We start from the raw sequence: 22,368 nt of genomic DNA, 5'->3' as shown, positions 1-22,368 counted from the left end.
TTGCTGACGAGAAATTAAAATGAATGGAAAAATTCAAATTTCGCATGTAAAAAACGAAACAACGTACAATATTCCCTTAGTTCTTGATGAAAGTGTGATCTCAAGCGGAATTTCACTGATCTCACTCTGGCATACGCTAGCCGACGAGAGCTACCGCGTTATCTGGCCTCAGGATAAGAAAAAACCGCTGATTGCTAACTCCTGGGTGGCGGTTTATACCGTGCAAGGGTGCGGGAAAATCAGGCTCAAAGATAATTCTGAAATTATGCTTAATGGAAATAACGTTATATTCTTAAAACCTACCGATATAACGTCGTACTACTGCGACGGTCTTATCTGGGAACAATACTGGATGGAATTCATCCCCACAAACATGATGGAAATCCCTATATTACAAACTGGCATAATTTATAATGGCGACGAGTTTAATAAAGAACTTTCAGAAGTTGCTGAATTACTCGCTTTGCGGTCCCCCATAAAAAATAATTTAGCCGTCGCGTTTCTCACAAAAATTATCTATCAGTGGATTTGTCTTATTTCCGAAAATGGTAGGAAAGATCGGGAACTGCTGCGTCTGGAAAATCTGTTGGCCGAGTTGCACGCCAGTGTGCAAAAGCGCTGGAGCGTCACAGAAATGGCACAGCGGATGCAGTGCAGCGAGCCCTGGCTGCGGCGGATCTTTTTACGATACACGGGTAAAACGCCGAAAGAATATTATCTTGACGCACGCCTAGAACTGGCGCAATCGCTGCTGCGCCAGGAGGGAAATACGGTAAACAAGGTGGCTGACATGCTCAACTTTTTTGATTCGTTTCACTTCAGCAAAGCGTTTAAGAATAAGTTTGGCTATGCGCCGTCGGCGGTCAGCAAGTTTAAGGACCGGCACCTCAATGATGCCGGTCAGGAAAATTAATGCAGTTCCGGCCAGTACTCTTTGTTGGCTTCAATCAGATCGTCCAGAATCGCCTTCGCCACCGACGCGCTCGGTACGGTTTTCGACAGGGTAATCGCCTGCCAGAGTTTCTGATACGAGCGCTGCTCCCAGGCGTCCACCACCAGTTTTTCCACCGCCACCTGCTGGCTCATGAGCCCTTTCTGGAAGTGCGGAATATCCCCCACGGTCAGCGGCTCCGGTCCGTTGTGGCCGACCAGACACGGGATTTCTACCATCGCGTCGGCGTCAAAGTTATGGATAGCCCCATTGTTAGGCACAATCAGCAGCATGCGCTCCTGGGTGTTAAAGGCGATCGCAGTTGCCAGATCGACGATGTACGACGCATGTTCGTCGATTTCCAGTTCACCGGCAGAAGAATGACCGGCTTCGATAATCGCCCGGCATGAACTGAATACATGCTTCTCACGGTGATCCATCACTTCATTGGCGCGGGTACGCTCCGGGTTGGAATGGGCGACCACGTAGTCCGGGAACAGGTAATACTTCAGGTAAGTGTTCGGCATGGTGTCCGGATCCAGCGCCTGTACGTCTTTTGCTTTGGCAAAGGTATCGTTCCAGCTCGCTTCGGTATGCGGATCTTCCGAAGGCGGAACATAACCGTTTTTCGCCACGTATTCGCGCAGTTTCGGCATCAGATCGTTGCCGTTGTGATCTTCAATCGACGTCCACCAGCCGAAGTGGTTCAGACCATAGTAGCGCACGCGCATCTCTTTGCGGTCTTTCAGGCCGACAATTTGCGCCATACGCCCTTCAATGCCGATCGGCATGTCGCAGATGTTGAGGATTTTCGCGTTCGGACGCAGGCGGCGCGTGGCTTCCGCAACAATCGCCGCCGGGTTGGAGTAGTTCAGCATCCACGCGTTCGGGGAGTACTGCTCCATATAATCTACCAGTTCAAGCACGCCGCCGATGGAGCGCATGCCGTAGGAAATTCCGCCCGGCCCGCACGTTTCCTGGCCCAGCACGCCGTGGCGCAGCGGGATTTTTTCATCTTTTTCACGCATGGGGTATTTGCCAACGCGAATATGCGCCATCACGAAATCCACATCGGTAAAGGCCGCTTTCGGATCGGTGGTGTAACTAAATTCAATCTCTGGCGCCTGCTCCTTAAGGATGATTTTGCACGCCTCGGCGATGATCTCCTGCCGCGCGCCGTCGTTGTCATAGAACTTGAGCGCACGCAGTGGGAAACGGTCGCGGTTGGCTAACAACATCAGGACGATACCAGGCGTGAAGGTGCTGCCGCCGCCTGCAATGACAACTGAGAATTTTTTCATGATATAGCCTCTGTCAGGGTGGTTTGTTCATTCGTTAAAGGAGTTTTCATCAGCGATTCCAGCTGGTCGCGCACCTGAGGAACGTGCAGACCGACAATCACCTGAATACCGTTGCCGCGTCGCACCACGCCGTGGGCGCCGAGGGCTTTGAAGACGTCATCACTTTGCGTTTTCGCCATATCGACCAGGGCGATGCGCAAGCGGGTGGCGCAGTTGTTGATACTTTCGATGTTGGTCGCACCGCCAAGCGCCTGCAGGAACCCGGCGGCTTGCCCGACCTGCTGGCTGGCCGCTGCCGGAGCGGTGGTTTGCCCGCGCGCCGCCTTATAGTCGGCCTTGCTGTAGAGTTTGATTTCGCTCTCTTCCCGGCCAGGCGTTTTCAGATTCAGACGTTCGATCAGCGTTTTGAAGACCACGAAGTAGATGCCGGTGAAGCAGACGCCGATGCCGATCTGGGTGAAGACCGTCGAGGCGTGGTTATGGAACATCGGGATCCAGTTTTGCGGCAGGAACTGGTCCAGCAGGCCGCCGCCCATGTTCCCGACCACGCCGAAGGTGTACATCACCGTCGCCATGGTCGCCGCCAGCACCGCGTGAACGGCAAACAGCAGCGGCGAGATAAACAGGAAGGTGAATTCGAGCGGTTCAGTAATGCCCACTAGCACGGCGGTGAGCGTAGCCGGGACCAGCAGGCCCGCCACCTTGACGCGGTTTTCTGGCGACGCGGTATACCAGATTGCCAGCGCTATCCCGACCGAGCCAAACACTTTGGAGTTGCCGTGCAGCGCGAACCCGCCTTCCGGGAAGAGGGTTTTCAGCGGCAGGGTGCTCTGGCTGAACGCCTGCAGATGCTGCGCCCAGTAGACCTGAATCCCGCCTTCTACCGCCGCCGGGCCGAAGATAAATGGGCCGTAGACGAAGTGATGCAGGCCAGTTGGGATCAGAATGCGTTCTAGGAAGGTATATACCCACACGCCCAGCGCACCGGCAGAGCGCAGGAACGCCTGCAGGGACTCAATGCCCATCTGTACTTTCGGCCAGCCCAGCAGCGTCAGCCAGGCGCAGGGGATCATGACGAAAAATGCGAGGATAACGACAAACGAGCTACCCTGGAAAATCCCCAGAAAGACCGGCAGCGGCTTGTCGAAGTAGCGGTTGTGGATGGCGGTGACGATGCCTGAAATCACAATGGCACCGATGATGCTGGTATCGAGCGTTTTGATCCCGGCAATCATCGCCAGCCCGCTACCCGCCGTGGGTTCGGCGGAGAAGTCGACGCCGAAGAAGTGGCCCCAGGTCACTCCCATCGCGTTGATGAAGTAGTTCCAGGTCAGGAAGCTAATCAGCACCGCCAGACAGGCGCGGCCCTGCGCCTGCTTCGCCAGGCCAATCGGCAGGCCGACGGCAAAAATCAGCGGCATATTGCGAAAAACAGCCCAGCCGCCCTCTTCAATGATGTGAACGATCTGCGCGAAAAGATGATCGGGGGCGGTTAAGGCTTCGCCGACAAACAGCGGGTTGCGAAGCATGATGGCGATTCCCACCACGATCCCGGCGAACGGAAACAGCAATACCGGGGTAAACATGGCACCGCCAAAACGTTGTATTTGACTGAGCATTTTTAAATCCTCATGAAACAACCTGTAGGGGTAGAGGCCTTTATGGTTTTTTGCTGGCCTGAGGTGAGCATAAGAACTTACTGATGCACGAACATGGCGTGCCGCTGCGATTCGTGATCGCATTCATGGTTTTATTTTGACCAATCAGGTCTACTTTTTGCGGTAAACATGGACATGTCAGGACGCAATCCACGCCCTGATAAGGGCAGAGAGGTCTACTGGTGATCTACAAATCAATAGCCGACAGATTACGGCTGCGGCTGAATTCGTCGGACTACAACATCGGCAGCCCGCTGCCTGGCGAAAAAGCGCTGGCGCAGGAGTTCGGCGTGGCGCGAATGACCATCCGTAAGGCGCTGGATCTGCTGGTGAGTTGGGGGCTGGTTGAGCGGCGGCACGGTAGCGGAACGTTTGTCTCGCGCAAAGACGTTCACCACGAAACCACCAACCTGACCGGGCTGGTGGAGGTGCTGCGCCAGCAGGGAAAAGAGGTGCAGAGTAAGGTCTTACAGTTTGAAGTGATGCCCGCCCCACCCGCCATCGCCAGCCAGCTGCGGATTCAGGTGGATGAGCGAATCTACTTTTCCCGGCGGGTGCGCTACGTGGACGGGAAGCCGCTGATGCTGGAAGACAGCTTTATGCCGGTGAAGCTGTTTCGCAACCTCTCGCTGGCGCATCTTGAGGGGTCTAAGTTTGATTACATCGAGAAGGAGTGCGGGATCACCATCAGCGGCAACTACGAGAGCCTGACGCCGGTGCTGGCCGATAAAACGCTGGCCGGTTATATGAACCTGCCGGAACAGACGCCGCTGCTGCGCATTACGTCTCTCTCCTACAGCGACAGCGGCGAGTTCCTGAATTATTCCGTGATGTTCCGAAATACCAGTGATTACCAGGTGGACTACCATCTGCGGCGCATCCACCCGGAGGACCTGCTAGCCCATGCCCCAGAACAGCACCGCCAGTAGCTGGGGGGTGATGATGCGCAGGAACATCACCAGCGGATAGACGGTAGCATAGGAGAGCGCGGCCGCACCGCTGGTGGCGTGCAGGTTGTTGGCAAAGGCGAGCGCGGGCGGATCGGTCATCGAGCCCGCCAGCATGCCGCACAGCGTCAGGTAGTTCATTTTGGCGAACATCCGCGCCAGTATGCCCACCGTCAGCAGCGGGATCGCCGTGATGAAAATGCCGTAACCGACCCAGCTCATCCCTTCGCCCTTGACCAGGGTATCGACAAAATCCCCGCCGGATTTTAGCCCGACCACCGCCAGGAACAGGACGATGCCCAGCTCGCGCAGCGCCAGGTTGGCGCTCGGCGGCATAAACCAGTAGAGCTTACCGATGCAGCCGATACGCCCGAGGATCAGCGCCATAATCAGCGGTCCGCCCGCCAGACCCAGCTTGAGCGCCACCGGGAAGCCCGGAACGTACACCGGAATAGAGCCGAGCAGCACGCCGAGCCCGATACCGATAAACACCGGCAGCATCTGCACCTGCTGCAGTTTTTGCTGGGCGTTACCCACCATATCCGCCACGGCGTCGATGGACGACGGGCGGCCGACCAGGTTGAGGATATCCCCGAACTGGAGGCTGGCGTCCTGGCTGGCAACCAGTTCGACACCCGCACGGTTAAGGCGGGAGATCACCACGTCATAGCGCTCTTTGACCTGCAGATCGCGTATTTTCTTGCCCAAAACCTTTTCATTGGTCACGACAACGCGCTCGACGCGCATATCGGTGCCGCGGGTTGAGAGCGAGGTATCCACTTCCTGCCCAATCACCAGACGGGCGTTGTTTAAATCACCGGGCTGGCCGACCAGGTGCAGCAGATCGCCCTGCTGAATGACGGTGCCGGGCGCAGGTACCATCAGCATATCGTCACGCTTAAGCCGTGAGCAGATGATATTGGCGCTGTTCAGGATCGGCACGTCCTGAATCGCCATATTGTTCAGGTTAGGGTTATCGACGCGAATGTTGATGGTTTTGATCGGCATATGGCCGTTGGTGAGCGTGGTTTCATGCTCCATCGCCTCTTTTTCAACGTTGACGCGAAACAGAACGCGTACCAGCCACATGGAGAGCAGAATGCCGCAAATCCCAAATGGATAGGCCATGGCGTAGCTCATCCCCATCTGGTCGACAATGCCGGGTTCGATGCCCAAATCGCGCAGGATTTGCTGGCCCGCGCCGAGCGCAGGCGTGTTGGTGACCGCCCCGGAGAAAATGCCCAACACCACGGGCAGCGGGATAGCAAAGATTTTGTGCAGGATCGCGGTGACCAGCCCGCCCATCACCACAATGCCGAGGGCAAACAGGTTGAGCCGTAATCCGGAGACCCGAAGTGAGGCGAAAAAGCCCGGTCCCACCTGAATACCGATCGTATAAACGAAGAGGATCAGGCCGAACTCCTGAGTAAAGTGGAGCATTTCGGCGCTGAGGACCAGCCCGAGCTGGTCGGCAAAGTGCCCGACAAAAATGCCGCCAAACAGTACCCCACCTATTCCAAACCCGACGCCACGGATTTTGATATTCCCTATCCACAGGCCAACAACAGCGACCAGGGCCAACACGCTGACGGTTAACGCGATATCACTCATGATCCACTTCCTTGGCATAACCTTAGTTATGCTAAGGATTCTCTCAGAGCCGTGGGCGGTTGTATGGGTGATGGCGCACAAAAAAGCCCTGCCGGGCAGGGCTTCGTGCAGTCTGTGAGTATTGTCGGGTGGCGGCTGCGCCTTACCCGACCTACAGGAGCGGCATGATTTGTAGGCCGGGCAAGGCATAGCCGCCACCCGGCAAAAAAGTGAGTTAACTGTTCAACGCCGGCCGGTCGCTAATGGCGATACGCTGCGGCGCGATGGCTTCCGGCACGTTGCGGAGCAGGTCGATATGCAGCAGCCCGTTGGTAAACGTCGCGCCGGACACCTCCATATGGTCGGCCAGGGTAAAGCTCAGGCTAAACGGCTGATTCACCAGACCCTGATGCAGCCATTTGGTCTCGGTCTCTTGTTTTTCCGGCGACCCCTTCACGGTCAGGCGCGTGCCTTCAAGCTGGATATCCAGATCGTCCTGGCGGAAGCCGGCCAGCGCCAGGGTGATGCGATAGTGGTTATCGTCGCTTTTTTCGATGTTGTACGGCGGAAATGTCTGTTGCTCGGTGGTGCTTTGCAGGGCATTAGCCAGTTTGTCAAAACCAATCCACTGACGCAGCAGGGGGGATAAATCGTAGTTACGCATACTAAATCTCCTTCTGAGAAGCGAGTTCGGCACAGTTTAATTTTGTGCACAGTTGTTCCTGCAAATCCTGATGGATTCGCATATGCTCCCGTTACGGCAAGCAAGTCCGGGTGGGCCGCTCGCGCGACCCGCGTAATTAGTTAATTTCGATACGGCGCGGTTTTTTCTCTTCCGGAATCACGCGTTCCAGTTCGATAAACAGCAGGCCGTTAACCAGGTTCGCGCCTTTAACGTGAATGTTCTCGGCTAACTGGAACTTGCGTTCAAAGTTGCGCTCGGCGATGCCCTGGTAAAGGTAGGTACGTTCTTTCTGCTCGGCCGTATGGGAACCTTTCACCACCAGCAGGTTGTCCTGCGCGGTGATTTCCAGCTCGTTTTCTGCAAAACCGGCGACGGCAATGGCGATGCGGTAGTGGTTTTCGTCAACCAGCTCAACATTGTATGGAGGGTAGCCGTTGCTCTGGCTTTGGTTATTTTCTAAATGGTTAAACAGGCGGTCAAAACCAATAGCAGAACGGTATAGCGGAGAAAGATCGAAGTTACGCATAAATAAAACTCCTGAAATCAGCGAGAAAGTATAGCCTTCCACCATGGACAGGCCTTTGCGCCCCCGAACACCCATCAGGCGAGTTCGTTATCGGGCTACATTCTTAAAATGGGTCTGGATACGGGCTTTTCAAGCGTATTGATGTGAGATTTTTTTGCACTTTGCGGGTTGTCGCTTAGACTGGGACAACAGCACAAAGAGTTAAATTGCGATGGCTGCCACAGTGCGGGGTTTTCGGGCTATTCATTTAGGGTAAGGCTCGCTATAACCCTGAGTTGCAGGTCGATGCAGTGTTATTAACGATGACTGAGTGATGATGAAAAATGTTCTGATAAAGCTGACAGCGTTCAGCGGGGTGGTATTACTTTGCGGGTGCTCGAGCGTGATGTCTCACACCGGCGGTAAAGAAGGAACATATCCGGGGACGCGCGCCAGTGCGGCCATGATTTCCGATGACGATACAAACTGGGGAACCAAATCTCTGGTTATCCTGGATATGCCTTTCACGGCAGTCGCCGATACGCTGCTACTCCCGTGGGACATGTTCCGCACGGACAGTTCCGTGCGCTCACGCGTAGAGAAAAGCGAGCAGGAAAATCTGGCGACCAACGCCGTCATCCCGCCCGCTGCACTGCCCCCGCGTTAGTTCTCAGCGGTTTCCGTTAGCCACAGCTGGCGGAAACCGTCCGTCTCTTCCATCCAGGCAATAGATCGCCCGTCAGGCGAGAACACGACCGCATCCGCAGACGGTGGATTGCCGCGCTCGGACGTCAAAAACGTGACCTCTCCAGTCTGCGCATCACAACTGGCGATCCGATTTTCTAGAACACATCCCAGCATGTTTCCGGAAGGGTGCCAGTTGAATGCAGACTGAATACCGCTCTCCGTATGGGTTAACTGGCGCGGCTCGCCGCCCTCGGGTGAGATTAACCACAGCTGAACCGTACCGTTTTCATCACGCATCAGAAAGGCAATCTGCGTCCCTTGCGGATTACTACGTACCCAGTGGCGCGGCACGTTCACCAGCCCCGGATAACGGTTCTGATGAGTAAAGGTTAAACGATGCTGCATCACCCCGGCGGGTGGCGCAGGCAGGGTCTCAGGCGTTCCCTGCAGCGGCGTATCGCCCGCTCGTTTCCAGCCCTGCTCGTCCTGCGGTAACGCGACAATAAACAGCTCGGGCACTTTCTCGCCCTTTTCAGACAGCGTGTCGCCGATAAACGCCAGCCTGTCGTTGCCTACCCAGCCCTCTTCGTAGGCGCGGTTGATTTCATCGCTGCCCGGCTGCGGGTTGGGCGTGGTGCGGCTGACCAGCACGCTCCAGAAAGTTCCCGGATATTCACGCGGATGATTCCCCTGCGGGTTCACCGGGCCGAACGGCGCCGCCACACCGACGTTGCGTAAATCGAGCTTCGGATCGCGCTCGTGCAGCACATGGTCGTTATAGGTGAAGCTGACGAGCTGCCCGTTTGGGCTAAAGACGTGCACATGGCTGCCGCCGCGCAGCGCGCCTGCGGTGTAGGGCGCAGTGATATCCATCGCGTCAAGATTGCTCACCTGACCGTTGTGCGCAATGACTCCCTGACGATGATGAAAATCGTAGCGCCAGTCTGCGTCCGGGTTTTTCGGGCCGTGGATAAAGACGTATTTCTCTTGCGCCGGATGAACGGTCACCACACCGACATGCGCGCCATCGGTGGCGCGATAAACCACCTCCACCTCACCCGTATCGACATTGACCCGCTCGATGGTTTCACCGGTGAAGGACGCACCGGACGGGCGCACGTCGTAGACCAGCCACTGGCTGTCCGGTGTCCAGGTGTTGATATTAGTGAGCTGGTGATTACGGGAGGCGAAGGTGATTTGTTTCATGAGGATACCCTGATGCACGGAGAGTGCATCAGGGTAAAACATCCGTAGGGATTAGCCTACTCGTTTCACATCACCCACCAGCAGGATGTAGGAGAGCGCGCCGATCAGCGCCACGGCGGCGATGTACACCAGCGCAGGACCAAAGCCGTAGTCCTGCGCCAGGTAGCCGATGACCAGCGGTACGGTGATGCCGCCCAGCCCGCCGACAAAGTTGAACACGCCGCCGGTCAGGCCAATCAGCCGCATCGGCGCGAGGGACGACACCAGCGACCAGGTGATAGAGGCGAAACCGTTACCGAAGAACGCCACCGCCATCAGGGTCATAATCCACACCGGATCGTTGGTGTAGTTGGCACCCATGATGCAGGTGGAGATCAGCAGTCCGCAGATAATCGGCGTTTTACGCGCCACGCCCAGCGAGTAGCCTTTTTTGACCAGCTTATCGGCCAGCCAGCCCGAGAGCAGCACGCCGAAGAACGCCGCGAGGAACGGCACGGTGGTCATAAAACCCGCTTTCAGCGCCGTGATGCCCTTTTCCTGGGTCAGGTAGTTCGGGAACCAGGTCAGGAAGAACCACAGCGTGGAAGTGACCGCGAACTGCCCCAGATAAACGCCCACCAGCTTACGGTGGAAGACCAGCTTCCAGTCCGCTTTGGTCAGCGGCTGACGCGCCTCTTTTTTCACCGGCGCATCGCCATCCACCAGGCCACCGCCGTCGCGGATATAGTCCAGCTCGGCTTTGGTGATGCTTTTGGTCAGACGCGGCGGCTGGTAAACCTTGAACCAGATCAGCGACCAGATAATGCCAATCCCGCCGGTGACGATGAACACCCAATGCCAGCTCAGCAGCTCCTGGATCCAGATCAGCAGCGGCGTCAGGAACGCCAGGCCAACAAACTGCCCGGAGGTGTAAAAGCCGACGGCAGACGCACGTTCATGTTCCGGGAACCAGCTAGTCACCATGCGGTTGTTGGTTGGGAACGCGGGCGCTTCGAAAACCCCAGTGATCGCGCGCAGGCCAATCAGCGACATCAGCCCGGTCGCGAAGCCCTGGAACAGGGTCGCCACGGACCAGCCGAAAATGGCGATAAAGTAGGTCAGACGTGAACCCACGCGGTCAAGGAACCAGCCGCCGGGGATCTGGCAGAGCGTATACAGCCAGGCAAACGCCGAGAAGACGTAACCCATTTCCGCTTTGGTGATGCCAAACTCTTCCTGAATATGGGCCGATGCCACGGCAAGGTTGGCGCGGTCAACGTAACAAATAACCACGGTAATAAAGATCATAATCAGCGTCAGGTAACGACGACGCCCGGTTTTTGCAGCAGTAACTGGAATATCCATCGCAATCTGTCTCCAGATTTTGGGCATAGCGAAGCCGCTCACCATGCCCTGTAATTTACAGAGGGTTATATTTTTGTATGTACGTTTTTTTGCCCGGTGGCGCTGCGCTTACCGGGCCTACGGGATGGCGATTACCATTCCGCTACGCTGCCGTCCTCATGACGCCACAGTGGGTTACGCCAGTCCGGCGCACTTTTACTCAGCTCAATAACTTTGGCTTCGTCAATTTCCACGCCAAGGCCCGGCTTCGTTAACGGTTTAAAGAAACCGCCTTCCATGCTGAAGTCTTCTTTATTTTTCACAAAGTCGAGCAGCTCCGCACCCTTGTTATAGTGAATGCCCATGCTCTGCTCCTGGAACACGGCGTTGCGGGAGACGAAGTCCACGTGCAGACAGGCTGCCAGCGCGATCGGCCCGAGCGGACAGTGCGGTGCCAGCGCCACGTCGTAGGCTTCAGCCATTCCGGCAATTTTGTAGCATTCGGTGATGCCGCCCGCGTGGGAGAGGTCCGGCTGCAGGATGGCAATGCCGCCTGCCTCGAGCACGCGTTTAAACTCAAAGCGCGAGAACATACGTTCACCCGCCGCGATAGGAATGTGGGTCTGTTCAGCCAGTTTCGGATAGTACTCGGCCTGCTCGGCCAGCACCGGCTCTTCGATAAACAGCGGGCGATACGGCTCCAGCTCTTTAATCAGCACTTTGGCCATCGGCGCGCTGACGCGGCCGTGGAAATCCAGACCAAACTCAATCTCGTTGCCGAAGGCTTCACGGATTTGCGCGACAGTATTCACCGCGCGATCCACCGCACGCGAGTTGTCGATAATGCCCATCTCTTCGCAGCCGTTGAGCTTGAAGGTATCAAAGCCAATGTTGCGCAGCTGCGTGATGCCGTCGATCGCTTCTGCAGGACGGTCGCCGCCCACCCAGCTGTAGGCTTTGATCTTGTCGCGCACCAGGCCGCCCATTAATTGCCAGACCGGCGCGTTCAGCACTTTGCCTTTGATATCCCACAGCGCCTGGTCGATACCGGCAATGGCGCTCATCAGGATCGGCCCCCCGCGGTAGAAGCCAGCGCGGTACATCACCTGCCACAGGTCGTTGATGCGCGCCGGATCCTGACCAATCAGGTATTCACCCAGCTCGTGCACCGCCGCTTCTACGGTGCGCGCTCGTCCTTCTATCACCGGCTCGCCCCAGCCCACGACCCCTTCATCGGTTTCGATTTTCAGGAACATCCAGCGCGGGGGTAAACGGTACGTGGTGAGTTTGGTTATTTTCATTTCACTGCCTCTCGATACGCTTTCACAAATGCTGCCGCCTGCTGTGCGGTACGTTCCACGGACTGCCCGGCACGATAAAGATCGCTGCCCAGCCCCGCGCCCACACAGCCCGCGCTCATCCACTGGCCCAGGTTTTCTGGCGTTACGCCGCCCACGGCAAAGACCGGCACGCTGGCGGGTAAGACCGCTTTCAACGCTTTGATGTAGTCCGGTCCAAACGCCGATGACGGGAAAATTTTGAGCGACTGCGCGCCGGCATCAAGTGCCGTAAACGCTTCTGTGGCGGTAGCGCATCCCGGGCAGACGGTCATGCCGTAACCTACCGCACGGCGGATCACCTCAGGATTGATGTTGGGCGTGACGATAAGCCTGCAGCCTATCTCTGCCAGCCTGTCCACCTGATCCGGCTGTAATACGGTGCCTGCGCCAATCAGCGCCTTCTCACCGAACGCCTCCACCACGGCTGGAATGCTTTTTTCCCATTCCGGCGAGTTGAGCGGGATTTCTACCGCGTCGAATCCGGCGTCGATAACCGCACCGACGTGGGCTAACGCCTCATCGGGCGTGATGCCGCGCAAAATCGCGATAAGGGGAAGATCAGTTTGCCACTGCATGAGCGATGCTCCTTATTCCTGCCTGAAATGCCGTGTCGCCGGATACCGTTGCAACATCACGCCCAACGGCGCGGAACGCCTGCTCGTAGCGCGACGTCAGCGATGCGCCGGCGACAATGGTGATGGCCTGCTCGTGCGCGACGAAATCGCGCATGCTGGCGACCTCTGCGCCAATCAGCAGGCCGGAGAGAAATTCGCTGACCTGCTCGCGCGGGAGATTTCCCAGCACGTGCGAGGCGCGAACCTCAAAAAGGTGCGGCAAAACATCAGGGGAAGCGATCCCACGTTCAAGCCCGGCAGCAAATGCCTTTGACGAGGCTTTTTGCTCCGGCAACCCGGCTCCCACCAGTGAATGGTTGAGCAGCAAATGGTGCAGTTCGCCGGTCATCACGGTGCGGAAATCGTTGATTTGCTCAGCGTCAGCCTGGACCCACTTGCAGTGCGTTCCGGGCATGACGTAGACAGAAGAAGGAGAAAGCGTGCGCGCGCCAAGCAGCTGCGTCTCTTCGCCGCGCATCACGTTGTGGTTATCGTCGCGAGAGACGCACAAACCGGGAATAATCCAGATATTGTCGCCAACGGACGTTAACTGCTCACCAATAGCGGAGAAATGGGCAGGAACAGGGAGATAAGGCGCTATCTTCCAGCCCACGTTGCTGCCGACCATGCCCGCCATTACCACCGGCGTGGCGCTATCGCGCCAGTTTTGTGTGACCTCTGCTAACACCGCCTCGGGGGATTTACCGTTCAGGCGCGTCACGCCTGCTTCTGATTGCCTGCTCTCCAGGCACTGCTCACCCTGGTAAAGCCAGGCGCGCAGGTTGGTCGATCCCCAGTCAATTGCGATGTAGCGAGATATCATGTGATTTCCTTCAGCCTTCGTGTCGAGCTGGCAATCATGGTAAGTGCCGCCTGCTCTGCCGCATCGCCGTCCTGATGCCGTATCGCATCGAACAGCGCTTTATGTTCCTGGAGCGTTTTCGGCATGTTGGCCTCATCGCCCATCCAGGTACGTTCAAATACTGCTCGCTGTAGCGAGCTGATCGCCACGCTAAGCTGCTGTAATACCGGGTTATGCACCGACTGCAGCACCGCTTCGTGGTAGCGAATGTCCGCTTCGTTAAACGCCTCCCGGTTCTGGTTATTGGCGATCATGTCGTTTAAAGCCGACTCAATCTGTGCCAAATCGCCGGAGGTTGCGCGCTCCGCCGCCCAGCGGGCGATGGCCGGTTCCACCAGGTTTCGAACTTCGCTCATCGCACCGATAAGCCGCGGGTCGTAGTCGTTTTCCAGCACCCACTGCAGTACGTCGGTATCGAGGTAGTTCCACTGGTTGCGCGGGGCAACAAACGCGCCGCGGTACCGTTTCATTTCAATGAGCCGCTTCGCCATCAGCGAGCGGAACACTTCCCGGATGATGTTGCGCGAGGTTTCAAACTCCTCACACAGTTCAGCCTCTGCGGGCAGCGGCGAACCGGGTACGTATTTGCCCCCCACAATCTGGGTGCCCAACGTGATGACGATGCGATCGGTTTTATTGAGAGTCATGGAGAGTCCTTGTGCTCTGTATGTCCATCACTACTTTACCGCGACCGCTGAATTTCACCTCACTTTTGCAGTACAAACGTGAGAGAGTTCGTCTTTGCTGTGGTTATAATGTAGTACAATCACTCAATGTTGTACTACAATCCAGATCACAAAAAGAACAATTCAATAAATTCAGCGCAAAAAAAAGCCCCGGTTGATAACCGAGGCTGATGATTAAAAACAGGCGTTACTGCAGCACAAACTTCTCGATCGCGTAGGCAACGCCGTCTTCCAGGTTGGATTTGGTCACGAAGTTGGCCACTTCTTTCACGGATGGAATGGCGTTATCCATCGCCACGCCCATGCCCGCAAACTCAATCATCGCAATGTCGTTTTCCTGGTCACCCAGCGCCATGATCTCTTCCGGCTTGATACCCAACGCATCAGCAAGCGATTTCACGCCAGTACCTTTATTGACGCGTTTATCGAGGATTTCGAGGAAGTACGGCGCACTTTTTAGCACGGTGTACTTCTCTTTTACCTCCGCCGGAATGCGCGCGATGGCTTTATCCAGGATTTCAGGCTCGTCGATCATCATCACTTTCAGGAACTGGGTCGCCGGGTCCATCTTCTCGGCTTCACAGAACACCAGCGGGATCGTCGCGACAAAGGATTCATGCACGGTGTAGTAGCTGATGTCGCGGTTAGCAGTGTAGAGCGTGTTGCGATCGAGCGCGTGGAAGTGGGAACCCACTTCACGGGACAGTTTTTCCAGGAACAGGTAGTCATCGTAGCTCAGCGCGGTTTGCGCCACCGTGCTGCCGTCTGCCGCTTTCTGTACCAGCGCACCGTTGTAGGTGATGCAGTAGTCGCCCGGCTGATTCATGTGCAGCTCTTTCAGGTAGCTGTGCACGCCCGCATAAGGACGGCCCGTGGTCAGGACCACATTCACGCCCTTCGCGCGTGCGGCGGCGATCGCGTTTTTAACGGCTGGAGAGATGGTGTGGTCAGGCAGCAGCAGCGTGCCGTCCATGTCGATTGCAATGAGTTTGATAGCCATGAGATCCCCGGGATAAATGAGTGCTGCCTCATGCTAACGCGATTCTGCTCAAAAAACAGTAACAGAGTTGGGGATAAAGGGGGATGTGGTTTAAAGGGGGATTCCTCTTTTTGTTATTCTCGCTGTAATTTTATTCACTAAAAAATAAAAATGGAGTATATAGACATATTATTACTAACAAAAAAAGGACTTAAGTAATGAGATTAAATAAAGTATCAGCAGTATCAATATTATTCATCACATCACTATTTCTTAGCGGGTGCAACACAAGTAAATTAAAAGATAGCATTCTCGTTGAAGAGTCACAAAAATATGCATTCTCGAGTGATAAAATCATTGGTTTGTCTGCTGGCATCAGTCATGAAGATCAAAAGGGATGGGTTTTTATTGGTGAGCATTTCGACTACCTGGTTACCACTGGCGTAAACGGAATAGTCACATTATTAAAAAACAAGAATGTAGATACATCCAGGATAACAATATTCTCACCTCCAAGTTTTATAATAAATGATGATAATGATTTCACCGGAGAAATGATACTTACGTATGATTACCCCGAACACGATCAGACGCTAAAACTGGCTTTAACCGCCTCCAGATTCAATTGTGATGACAATGCCAGGCGCATTCACTGCAGGTCAGACATACTGCGTTTAAAAGGAAGCATTCATAATAAGAATAAAAGTGAAGATGCTGGGAAAATAATTTATTTTCACAAACCTTTCGCCGTAACATTTTATAAAGAATCAGGGTATTCCGCGAAGAGAGTTCTTTACCCTGTAGCCATTGCGGCGGATATTGTGACGTTCCCAATACAGTTGATAGGTGTTGCGATATTTATTTCGAATGCTTCGGTTCCATCCCACTAAATCATTTGGACATAACTGTCCCTGACAGGAACTGATAATCTATCTGAAATAACTTATCGAAATATGCTTCGATTAACACACCGTTTATTAAGGTTTCTATTACATTAACAGGATGACCCGGCAGCGCAAAATACCGCCGGGTCAGAACAAATTAAATATCGATATTTGCCGCTTTCAGCGCGTTCTCTTCGATGAAGGCACGACGTGGTTCAACCGCATCGCCCATCAGGGTCGTGAACAGCTGATCCGCCGCAATCGCGTCTTTAACGGTAACGCGCAGCATGCGGCGGCTTTCCGGATCCATGGTGGTTTCCCACAGCTGATCCGGGTTCATTTCGCCCAGCCCTTTATAACGCTGAATAGCCAGACCACGGCGGGACTCTTTCACCAGCCAGTCCAGTGCCTGCTCGAAGCTGGCTACCGGCTGACGACGTTCGCCACGTTCGATAAACGCATCGTCTTCAATCAGGCCGCGCAGCGTCTCGCCAAGCGTACAGATACGACGGTATTCCGGACCGGTCACAAACTCGTGCTCCAGCGGATAGTCGGTATCAACGCCGTGAGTACGCACGCGAATAATCGGCTCGAACTGCTGATCGGCGTTCTGCTGGATATCGCATTTCCACATGCTACCGTGCTGCTCTTTCTCGTTCAGATCGGTCACCAGGGCGTTAACCCAGCGAGTCACGGTCTGCTCGTCGCTCAGATCGGCTTCGGTCAGGGTTGGCTGATAGATCAGCTCCTTCAGCAGCGTTTTCGGATAACGGCGTTCCATACGCGTGATCATTTTCTGCGTCGCGTTGAACTCGGACACCAGACGCTCCAGTGGCTCACCGGCCAGTGCAGGGGCGTGAGAGTTCGCATGCAGGGTCGCGCCATCAAGGGCGATCGCGATTTGGTACTGATCCATCGCTTCGTCGTCTTTAATGTACTGTTCCTGCTTGCCTTTCTTCACCTTGTACAGCGGTGGCTGTGCAATGTAGACGTGGCCACGCTCAACGATTTCAGGCATCTGACGATAGAAGAAGGTCAACAGCAGCGTACGGATGTGCGAGCCGTCGACGTCCGCATCGGTCATGATGATGATGCTGTGGTAGCGCAGTTTGTCCGGGTTGTACTCATCACGGCCGATGCCGCAGCCCAGCGCGGTGATGAGGGTCGCCACTTCCTGAGAAGAGAGCATCTTGTCGAAACGGGCTTTTTCAACGTTGAGGATTTTACCCTTCAGCGGCAGAATCGCCTGGTTCTTACGGTTACGGCCCTGCTTCGCAGAACCGCCCGCAGAGTCCCCTTCCACGAGGTACAGTTCAGACAGCGCCGGGTCGCGTTCCTGGCAGTCAGCCAGTTTGCCCGGCAGGCCTGCTAAGTCCAACGCGCCTTTACGACGGGTCATTTCACGGGCTTTACGCGCCGCTTCACGGGCACGCGCCGCATCAATAATTTTGCCGACCACGATTTTCGCGTCAGACGGATTTTCCTGCAGGTAGTCGCTCAGCAGTTCGTTCATCTGCTGTTCAACGGCTGATTTCACCTCAGAAGAGACCAGCTTGTCTTTGGTTTGTGAGGAGAACTTCGGATCCGGCACCTTCACGGAGACAACGGCAATCAGGCCTTCACGGGCGTCGTCACCGGTGGCGCTGACTTTCGCTTTCTTGCTGTAGCCTTCTTTGTCCATGTAGGCGTTCAGGGTACGGGTCATCGCCGCACGGAAGCCCGCAAGGTGCGTACCGCCGTCACGCTGTGGAATGTTGTTGGTGAAGCAGTAGATGTTTTCCTGGAAACCATCGTTCCACTGCAGCGCCACTTCCACGCCAATACCGTCTTTTTCGGTGGAGAAGTAGAAGATATTCGGGTGAATTGGCGTTTTATTCTTGTTGAGATACTCAACGAACGCTTTGATACCACCTTCGTAATGGAAGTGGTCTTCTTTGCCGTCACGCTTATCTTTCAGGCGGATAGAGACGCCGGAGTTCAGGAACGACAGTTCACGCAGGCGTTTCGCCAGGATGTCGTACTCGAATTCGGTGACGTTGGTGAAGGTTTCATGGCTTGGCCAGAAACGCACCAGGGTACCGGTTTTGTCGGTATCGCCGGTCACAGCCAGCGGTGCCTGCGGCACGCCGTGCGTATAAAGCTGACGGTGAATTTTGCCTTCGCGCTGAATAACCAGCTCCAGCTTCTGCGACAGGGCGTTTACTACGGAAACACCTACGCCGTGCAGGCCGCCGGAAACTTTATAGGAGTTATCGTCGAATTTACCGCCTGCGTGCAGGACGGTCATGATCACTTCCGCAGCAGAGACGCCCTCTTCCGGGTGAATACCGGTTGGGATGCCACGACCATCATCGGTGACGGAGACGGAGTTGTCCGCATGGATGGTGACCACGATGTCTTTACAGTGACCCGCGAGCGCTTCGTCGATAGCGTTATCTACCACCTCGAATACCATGTGGTGCAGACCGGTGCCGTCATCCGTGTCGCCGATATACATACCCGGGCGCTTACGCACCGCATCCAGCCCTTTCAGGACTTTGATACTGGAGGAGTCATAAGAATTCGACATCAACGTTTCTCGCTCATTTCAACTTGGGTTAATCCGTTATTTTACCCTTTTCCACGGTAAACATCTTCGAATTTTCGTCCGACATGTCTATAACGTGTTCAGCGCTAATGGCGCTGACGAAAACCTGCGACTGCGTGGCTTTTAAGCGGCTGGCAAGCAGCCCGCGCCGCGCGTCGTCGAGTTCCGAGGCAAAATCATCTATCAGGTACAGGCAGCGTCTTCCGCTCTCGCGGGTGAGAAACTCCCCCTGTGCCAGGCGCAGCGCACACATCAGGAGCTTGAGCTGCCCGCGCGACAGCGTGTCTTCCACCGGCGCACCGTCGGCACGAATGCGGAAATCCGCTTTGTGCGGGCCGTGCGCGGTGTAGGTCAACATGCGGTCGCGCTCGAAGTTTCTCTCTAACACCTCGGCATAATCCGTCTCTTTCTCCCAGCCGCGCTGGAAGGAGAAGGTGAGAGAGAATTCGGGTAAAAACTGTTTGCAGGTATCCGCCATATCTTCGGCGATACCTGCACTGTATTCGGCACGCCAGCGGCTGATTTGTTCCGCGAGAGGGATTAATTCCCTATCCCACGGACGCAGCTGGGCGTAGCGTGTTACCTGGCGCAACGCGGCATTACGCTGCTTGAGCAGGCGCTTCAGGTTGCTCCAGGCGTTAAAGAAACCGGCTTCGTTGTGAAAGCATCCCCAGTCGAGGAACGCTCTTCTGTATTTGGGGCCACCGTTGAGTAAAGTAAACCCCTCCGGCGTAATCAGCTGCATTGGCATCAGCAGCGCCAGCTCCGCCACTTTATGGCCGTCGGTGCCGTCGATGCGCACCTTGCTGTCGCCCTGCTTGTCTTTGGTCAGGCCGATGGCGGTTTCCCGCTCCGCCCCCTGCAAACGTCCGTGCAGAACAAAGGATTCCTGCTCGTGGCGAATGACGCGACCAATCTGCAAACTGCGAAACGCCCGACCGTGGCCGAGCGTATAGATGGCTTCCAGCACGCTGGTTTTGCCGCTGCCGTTTGCGCCAACCAGGAAGTTAAAGCCGGGGGATAAAGCGAGATCCGCGCTTTCGATATTGCGAAAGTCGCGGATCAACAGACGGGTGAGCGACATTACAGTCTCATTGGCATGACAACATAAGCCGCGCTTTGGCTGGCCGCATCTTCAATCTGTACGCTTGAAACGGAGTCGGTCAGCAGAATGCGAACGTTCTCGCATTTCAGTGCATTAAGCACATCCAGCACGTAGCTGACGTTGAAGCCGATTTCCATCTCGGTACCGGCGTAGGTGACGTCCAGAATTTCTTCTGCCTCTTCCTGCTCCGGGTTGTTAGCGGTGATTTTGATCTGGTTTTCACTCACGTACAGACGCACGCCGCGGAATTTCTCATTGGAGAGAATGGCCGCGCGGGCAAAGGCCTGCTTGAGGCTGTCGCAGCCTGCTTCCAGCGTTTTGTCCGGGTTCTTCGGCAATACGCGGCGATAATCAGGGAAACGACCATCAACCAGCTTCGACGTGAAGACAAAATCGCCCACGTGTGCGCGAATGTTGTTACTGCCGATCTGCACGCGCAGCGGCGTGTCGCCACCGTCGAGCATACGCATCAGCTCAATCACCCCTTTACGCGGCACGATCACCGAATGGTTTGGCAGTGAGTCGCCAATCGGCATAGAACAGACCGCCAGACGGTGGCCGTCGGTGGCTACGGTACGCAGCTCTTCACCTTCGGTTTCGAACAGCATGCCGTTTAAGTAGTAACGAACGTCCTGATGCGCCATGGAGAACTGCGTGGCTTCAATCAGACGCTTCATCGTCGCCTGTGGCAGGGTGAATTCAACTTCGCTCTGCCAGTCGTCCAGGTTCGGGAAGTCTGCAGCAGGCAGCGTGGAGAGCGAGAAACGGCTGCGGCCAGAACGCACCAGCATGCGGTCGCCTTCCAGCTGCACGGCGATTTCAGCGCCTTCCGGCAGCCCACGGCAAATATCAAAGAATTTACGTGCCGGAACCGTGGTCGCGCCCGCGTCGTGCGGCTGCGTCAGCGTAACGCGCGCGATCATTTCCATTTCCAGATCCGTGCCGGTCAGCGACAGCGTACCGTCCGCGACCTGAAGCAGCAGGTTTCCGAGAATAGGCAGCGTTGGGCGGCCGCCTAATGGGCCACTCACCTGTTGCAGCGGTTTTAATAAATGTTCACGTTCAACGGTAAATTTCATAGCGTCACGATGATAATGTTCTGATTAAATTGGAAAAATCTTCTTTTATGTCGTGGCTTTCTTCGCGTAACTGCTCAATCTTACGACAAGCGTGCAGCACGGTCGTATGGTCACGGCCACCAAACGCATCCCCGATTTCCGGCAGACTGTGGTTGGTTAACTCCTTTGCCAGCGCCATCGCCATCTGACGCGGACGCGCCACCGAGCGGGAACGACGTTTAGACAGTAAATCTGCCACTTTGATCTTGTAGTACTCAGCCACCGTCTTTTGAATATTGTCGATAGTGACCAGTTTTTCCTGCAATGCCAGCAAATCGCGCAGCGCTTCACGCACAAAATCGATGGTGATCGCACGACCGGTGAAGTTGGCGTTGGCAATCACACGGTTCAGTGCCCCTTCCAGCTCACGCACGTTGGAGCGCAGACGCTTGGCAATAAAGAACGCCACTTCACCCGGCAGGCGAATGTCGTTTTCATCGGCTTTCTTCATCAGGATCGCGACGCGGGTTTCCAGCTCCGGTGGCTCGATCGCCACGGTCAGGCCCCAGCCGAAGCGGGATTTCAGACGATCTTCAACGCCGTTGATCTCTTTTGGGTAGCGATCCGAGGTCAAAATGATCTGCTGATTGCCTTCCAGCAGGGCGTTGAAGGTATGGAAAAACTCTTCCTGCGATCGTTCTTTATTGGCAAAGAACTGGATGTCATCGATCAACAGCGCGTCAACGGAACGATAGTAGCGTTTAAACTCTTCGATCGCATTGTTTTGCAGGGCTTTTACCATGTCCTGAACGAAGCGCTCGGAGTGCATATACACTACTTTCGCATTAGGCTTGCGTGCCATAATGCCGTTACCCACCGCATGCAGCAGGTGCGTTTTACCCAAACCCGTGCCGCCATAAAGGAACAGCGGGTTATAGGCACCACCGGGGTTATCAGCAACCTGACGGGCCGCCGCGCGCGCCAGCTGGTTCGACTTACCTTCAACGAAGTTATCAAAGGTGTGCTTAACGTTAACGTTGGAGCGATAGGTGGGCTCAGCGGGCGCAGGGACGTTATCCCAGCCCTGACGAGCAGGTGCGACGCGAGGGGCCGGAGCAGGAGCGGCCTGAGCAGGCGCTGCGACGTTCACGGTTTCACGTACGGTTTGGGTGACCGGCTTTGTGCCCACTTCAAAGCGCAGCTGTGGGGCATCTGACCCGCAGAAATCGTTCAGCAGTCCATTGATGTTATTAAGGTACTTGTCCCTTACCCAATCGAGCACAAAACGGTTTGGCGCATACAAAGCCAGCGTGTTATCGCTCAGTTCCGCCTGCAACGGGCGGATCCACATACTGAATTCTGTGGCTGGTAACTCATCCTGCAATCGGGCAAGACACTGCTGCCAAAGCGAAAGTGACAC

General features: G+C 55.5%; 20 protein-coding genes and 1 other annotated feature. Of the genes, 4 read left to right on the top strand and 16 right to left on the bottom strand.

Translation table 11 applies throughout. The features are described from left to right. Nucleotides 1-19: 19 nt before the first annotated feature. Complete coding sequence (locus tag N2K86_RS00100) at nt 20-913, top strand: helix-turn-helix transcriptional regulator (RefSeq protein ID WP_032668915.1); 894 nt, start codon at nt 20-22, stop codon at nt 911-913. Here the strand turns inward: N2K86_RS00100 and N2K86_RS00095 are convergent. Together N2K86_RS00095 and N2K86_RS00090 are read right to left on the bottom strand one after the other, a co-directional pair. Next, nucleotides 910-2,232, bottom strand: a complete 1,323-nt coding sequence (locus N2K86_RS00095; protein ID WP_148387548.1) for a 6-phospho-alpha-glucosidase — start codon at nt 2,230-2,232, stop codon at nt 910-912. The two genes, N2K86_RS00100 and N2K86_RS00095, sit on opposite strands and share 4 nt — an antisense overlap. Then, nucleotides 2,229-3,851, bottom strand: coding sequence for an alpha-glucoside-specific PTS transporter subunit IIBC (locus N2K86_RS00090; RefSeq protein ID WP_260660044.1), 1,623 nt, complete (start codon nt 3,849-3,851; stop codon nt 2,229-2,231). The genes N2K86_RS00095 and N2K86_RS00090 overlap by 4 nt, the downstream gene beginning before the upstream one ends. Before the next feature lie 221 nt (nt 3,852-4,072). Here N2K86_RS00090 and N2K86_RS00085 point away from each other — a divergent pair, with 221 nt between their 5' ends. Further along, on the top strand, nt 4,073-4,819 hold the full coding sequence (locus N2K86_RS00085; RefSeq protein WP_260660043.1) for a GntR family transcriptional regulator: 747 nt from the start codon (nt 4,073-4,075) through the stop codon (nt 4,817-4,819). Here the strand turns inward: N2K86_RS00085 and N2K86_RS00080 are convergent. From N2K86_RS00080 to ibpA, 3 genes are all read right to left on the bottom strand, one after another. Beyond that, nucleotides 4,787-6,448 carry a putative transporter gene (locus tag N2K86_RS00080; RefSeq protein WP_260660042.1) on the bottom strand — a complete coding sequence of 554 codons (1,662 nt, stop codon included), beginning with the start codon at nt 6,446-6,448 and terminating at the stop codon, nt 4,787-4,789. The two genes, N2K86_RS00085 and N2K86_RS00080, sit on opposite strands and share 33 nt — an antisense overlap. 214 nt (nt 6,449-6,662) lie before the next feature. Next, nucleotides 6,663-7,091 (bottom strand): small heat shock chaperone IbpB, encoded by a 429-nt coding sequence (gene ibpB, locus N2K86_RS00075; RefSeq protein ID WP_148243886.1) that lies wholly within the window; start codon nt 7,089-7,091, stop codon nt 6,663-6,665. A gap of 136 nt (nt 7,092-7,227) precedes the next feature. Further along, complete coding sequence (gene ibpA, locus N2K86_RS00070) at nt 7,228-7,638, bottom strand: small heat shock chaperone IbpA (RefSeq protein WP_008500162.1); 411 nt, start codon at nt 7,636-7,638, stop codon at nt 7,228-7,230. Further along, nucleotides 7,632-7,703 (bottom strand) — a sequence feature (ROSE (Repression Of Heat Shock gene Expression) occurs in the 5'-region of heat shock genes and acts as an RNA thermometer to modulate expression.). Its footprint overlaps the gene before it by 7 nt. A 248-nt stretch (nt 7,704-7,951) precedes the next feature. Here ibpA and N2K86_RS00065 point away from each other — a divergent pair. Beyond that, the gene (locus N2K86_RS00065; RefSeq protein WP_216358225.1) at nt 7,952-8,284 is read left to right on the top strand and encodes a YceK/YidQ family lipoprotein; all 333 of its coding nucleotides are present in this window, start codon (nt 7,952-7,954) and stop codon (nt 8,282-8,284) included. On the opposite strand, the gene N2K86_RS00060 is transcribed toward N2K86_RS00065, so the two are convergent. From N2K86_RS00060 to yidA, 7 genes are all read right to left on the bottom strand, one after another. Next, nucleotides 8,281-9,510, bottom strand: a complete 1,230-nt coding sequence (locus N2K86_RS00060) for a DUF3748 domain-containing protein (protein ID WP_260660041.1) — start codon at nt 9,508-9,510, stop codon at nt 8,281-8,283. The genes N2K86_RS00065 and N2K86_RS00060 overlap by 4 nt on opposite strands. A 51-nt stretch (nt 9,511-9,561) precedes the next feature. Then, the gene (locus N2K86_RS00055) at nt 9,562-10,899 is read right to left on the bottom strand and encodes an MFS transporter (RefSeq protein WP_260660040.1); all 1,338 of its coding nucleotides are present in this window, start codon (nt 10,897-10,899) and stop codon (nt 9,562-9,564) included. Nucleotides 10,900-10,985: 86 nt separating this feature from the next. Continuing rightward, nucleotides 10,986-12,134 carry a galactonate dehydratase gene (dgoD, locus tag N2K86_RS00050; RefSeq protein WP_260660039.1) on the bottom strand — a complete coding sequence of 383 codons (1,149 nt, stop codon included), beginning with the start codon at nt 12,132-12,134 and terminating at the stop codon, nt 10,986-10,988. Beyond that, a complete protein-coding gene (locus N2K86_RS00045; RefSeq protein ID WP_260660038.1) occupies nt 12,131-12,748 on the bottom strand; it encodes a 2-dehydro-3-deoxy-6-phosphogalactonate aldolase in 618 nt (205 codons plus the stop codon). Before N2K86_RS00045 ends, dgoD begins: the two co-directional genes overlap by 4 nt. Continuing rightward, on the bottom strand, nt 12,732-13,610 hold the full coding sequence (locus N2K86_RS00040) for a 2-dehydro-3-deoxygalactonokinase (protein ID WP_260660037.1): 879 nt from the start codon (nt 13,608-13,610) through the stop codon (nt 12,732-12,734). Before N2K86_RS00040 ends, N2K86_RS00045 begins: the two co-directional genes overlap by 17 nt. Further along, nucleotides 13,607-14,296: a D-galactonate utilization transcriptional regulator DgoR gene (dgoR, locus tag N2K86_RS00035; protein WP_003861109.1), complete on the bottom strand. Its 690-nt coding sequence runs from the start codon at nt 14,294-14,296 to the stop codon at nt 13,607-13,609. Before dgoR ends, N2K86_RS00040 begins: the two co-directional genes overlap by 4 nt. Before the next feature lie 226 nt (nt 14,297-14,522). Then, nucleotides 14,523-15,335 (bottom strand): sugar-phosphatase, encoded by an 813-nt coding sequence (yidA, locus tag N2K86_RS00030; protein WP_237845209.1) that lies wholly within the window; start codon nt 15,333-15,335, stop codon nt 14,523-14,525. Between the two features lie 197 nt (nt 15,336-15,532). Here yidA and N2K86_RS00025 point away from each other — a divergent pair, with 197 nt between their 5' ends. Beyond that, on the top strand, nt 15,533-16,204 hold the full coding sequence (locus N2K86_RS00025; protein ID WP_260660036.1) for a hypothetical protein: 672 nt from the start codon (nt 15,533-15,535) through the stop codon (nt 16,202-16,204). A gap of 151 nt (nt 16,205-16,355) precedes the next feature. On the opposite strand, the gene gyrB is transcribed toward N2K86_RS00025, so the two are convergent. The 4 genes from gyrB to dnaA are packed head-to-tail and all read right to left on the bottom strand — an operon-like array spanning nt 16,356 to nt 22,368. Next, nucleotides 16,356-18,767: a DNA topoisomerase (ATP-hydrolyzing) subunit B gene (gyrB, locus tag N2K86_RS00020; RefSeq protein WP_260660035.1), complete on the bottom strand. Its 2,412-nt coding sequence runs from the start codon at nt 18,765-18,767 to the stop codon at nt 16,356-16,358. A 28-nt stretch (nt 18,768-18,795) separates the two neighbouring features. Then, nucleotides 18,796-19,869: a DNA replication/repair protein RecF gene (gene recF, locus N2K86_RS00015; RefSeq protein ID WP_260660034.1), complete on the bottom strand. Its 1,074-nt coding sequence runs from the start codon at nt 19,867-19,869 to the stop codon at nt 18,796-18,798. Further along, complete coding sequence (dnaN, locus tag N2K86_RS00010) at nt 19,869-20,969, bottom strand: DNA polymerase III subunit beta (RefSeq protein ID WP_010426557.1); 1,101 nt, start codon at nt 20,967-20,969, stop codon at nt 19,869-19,871. The genes recF and dnaN overlap by 1 nt, the downstream gene beginning before the upstream one ends. Before the next feature lie 4 nt (nt 20,970-20,973). Beyond that, complete coding sequence (gene dnaA / locus N2K86_RS00005) at nt 20,974-22,368, bottom strand: chromosomal replication initiator protein DnaA (RefSeq protein ID WP_010426558.1); 1,395 nt, start codon at nt 22,366-22,368, stop codon at nt 20,974-20,976.

The sequence above is a fragment of the Enterobacter mori genome, from assembly GCF_025244905.1.
Lineage (GTDB): Bacteria > Pseudomonadota > Gammaproteobacteria > Enterobacterales > Enterobacteriaceae > Enterobacter > Enterobacter mori_A.
The sequence above is the reverse complement of the archived record's forward strand: the minus strand, read 5'-3'. Positions and strand labels throughout refer to the sequence as shown.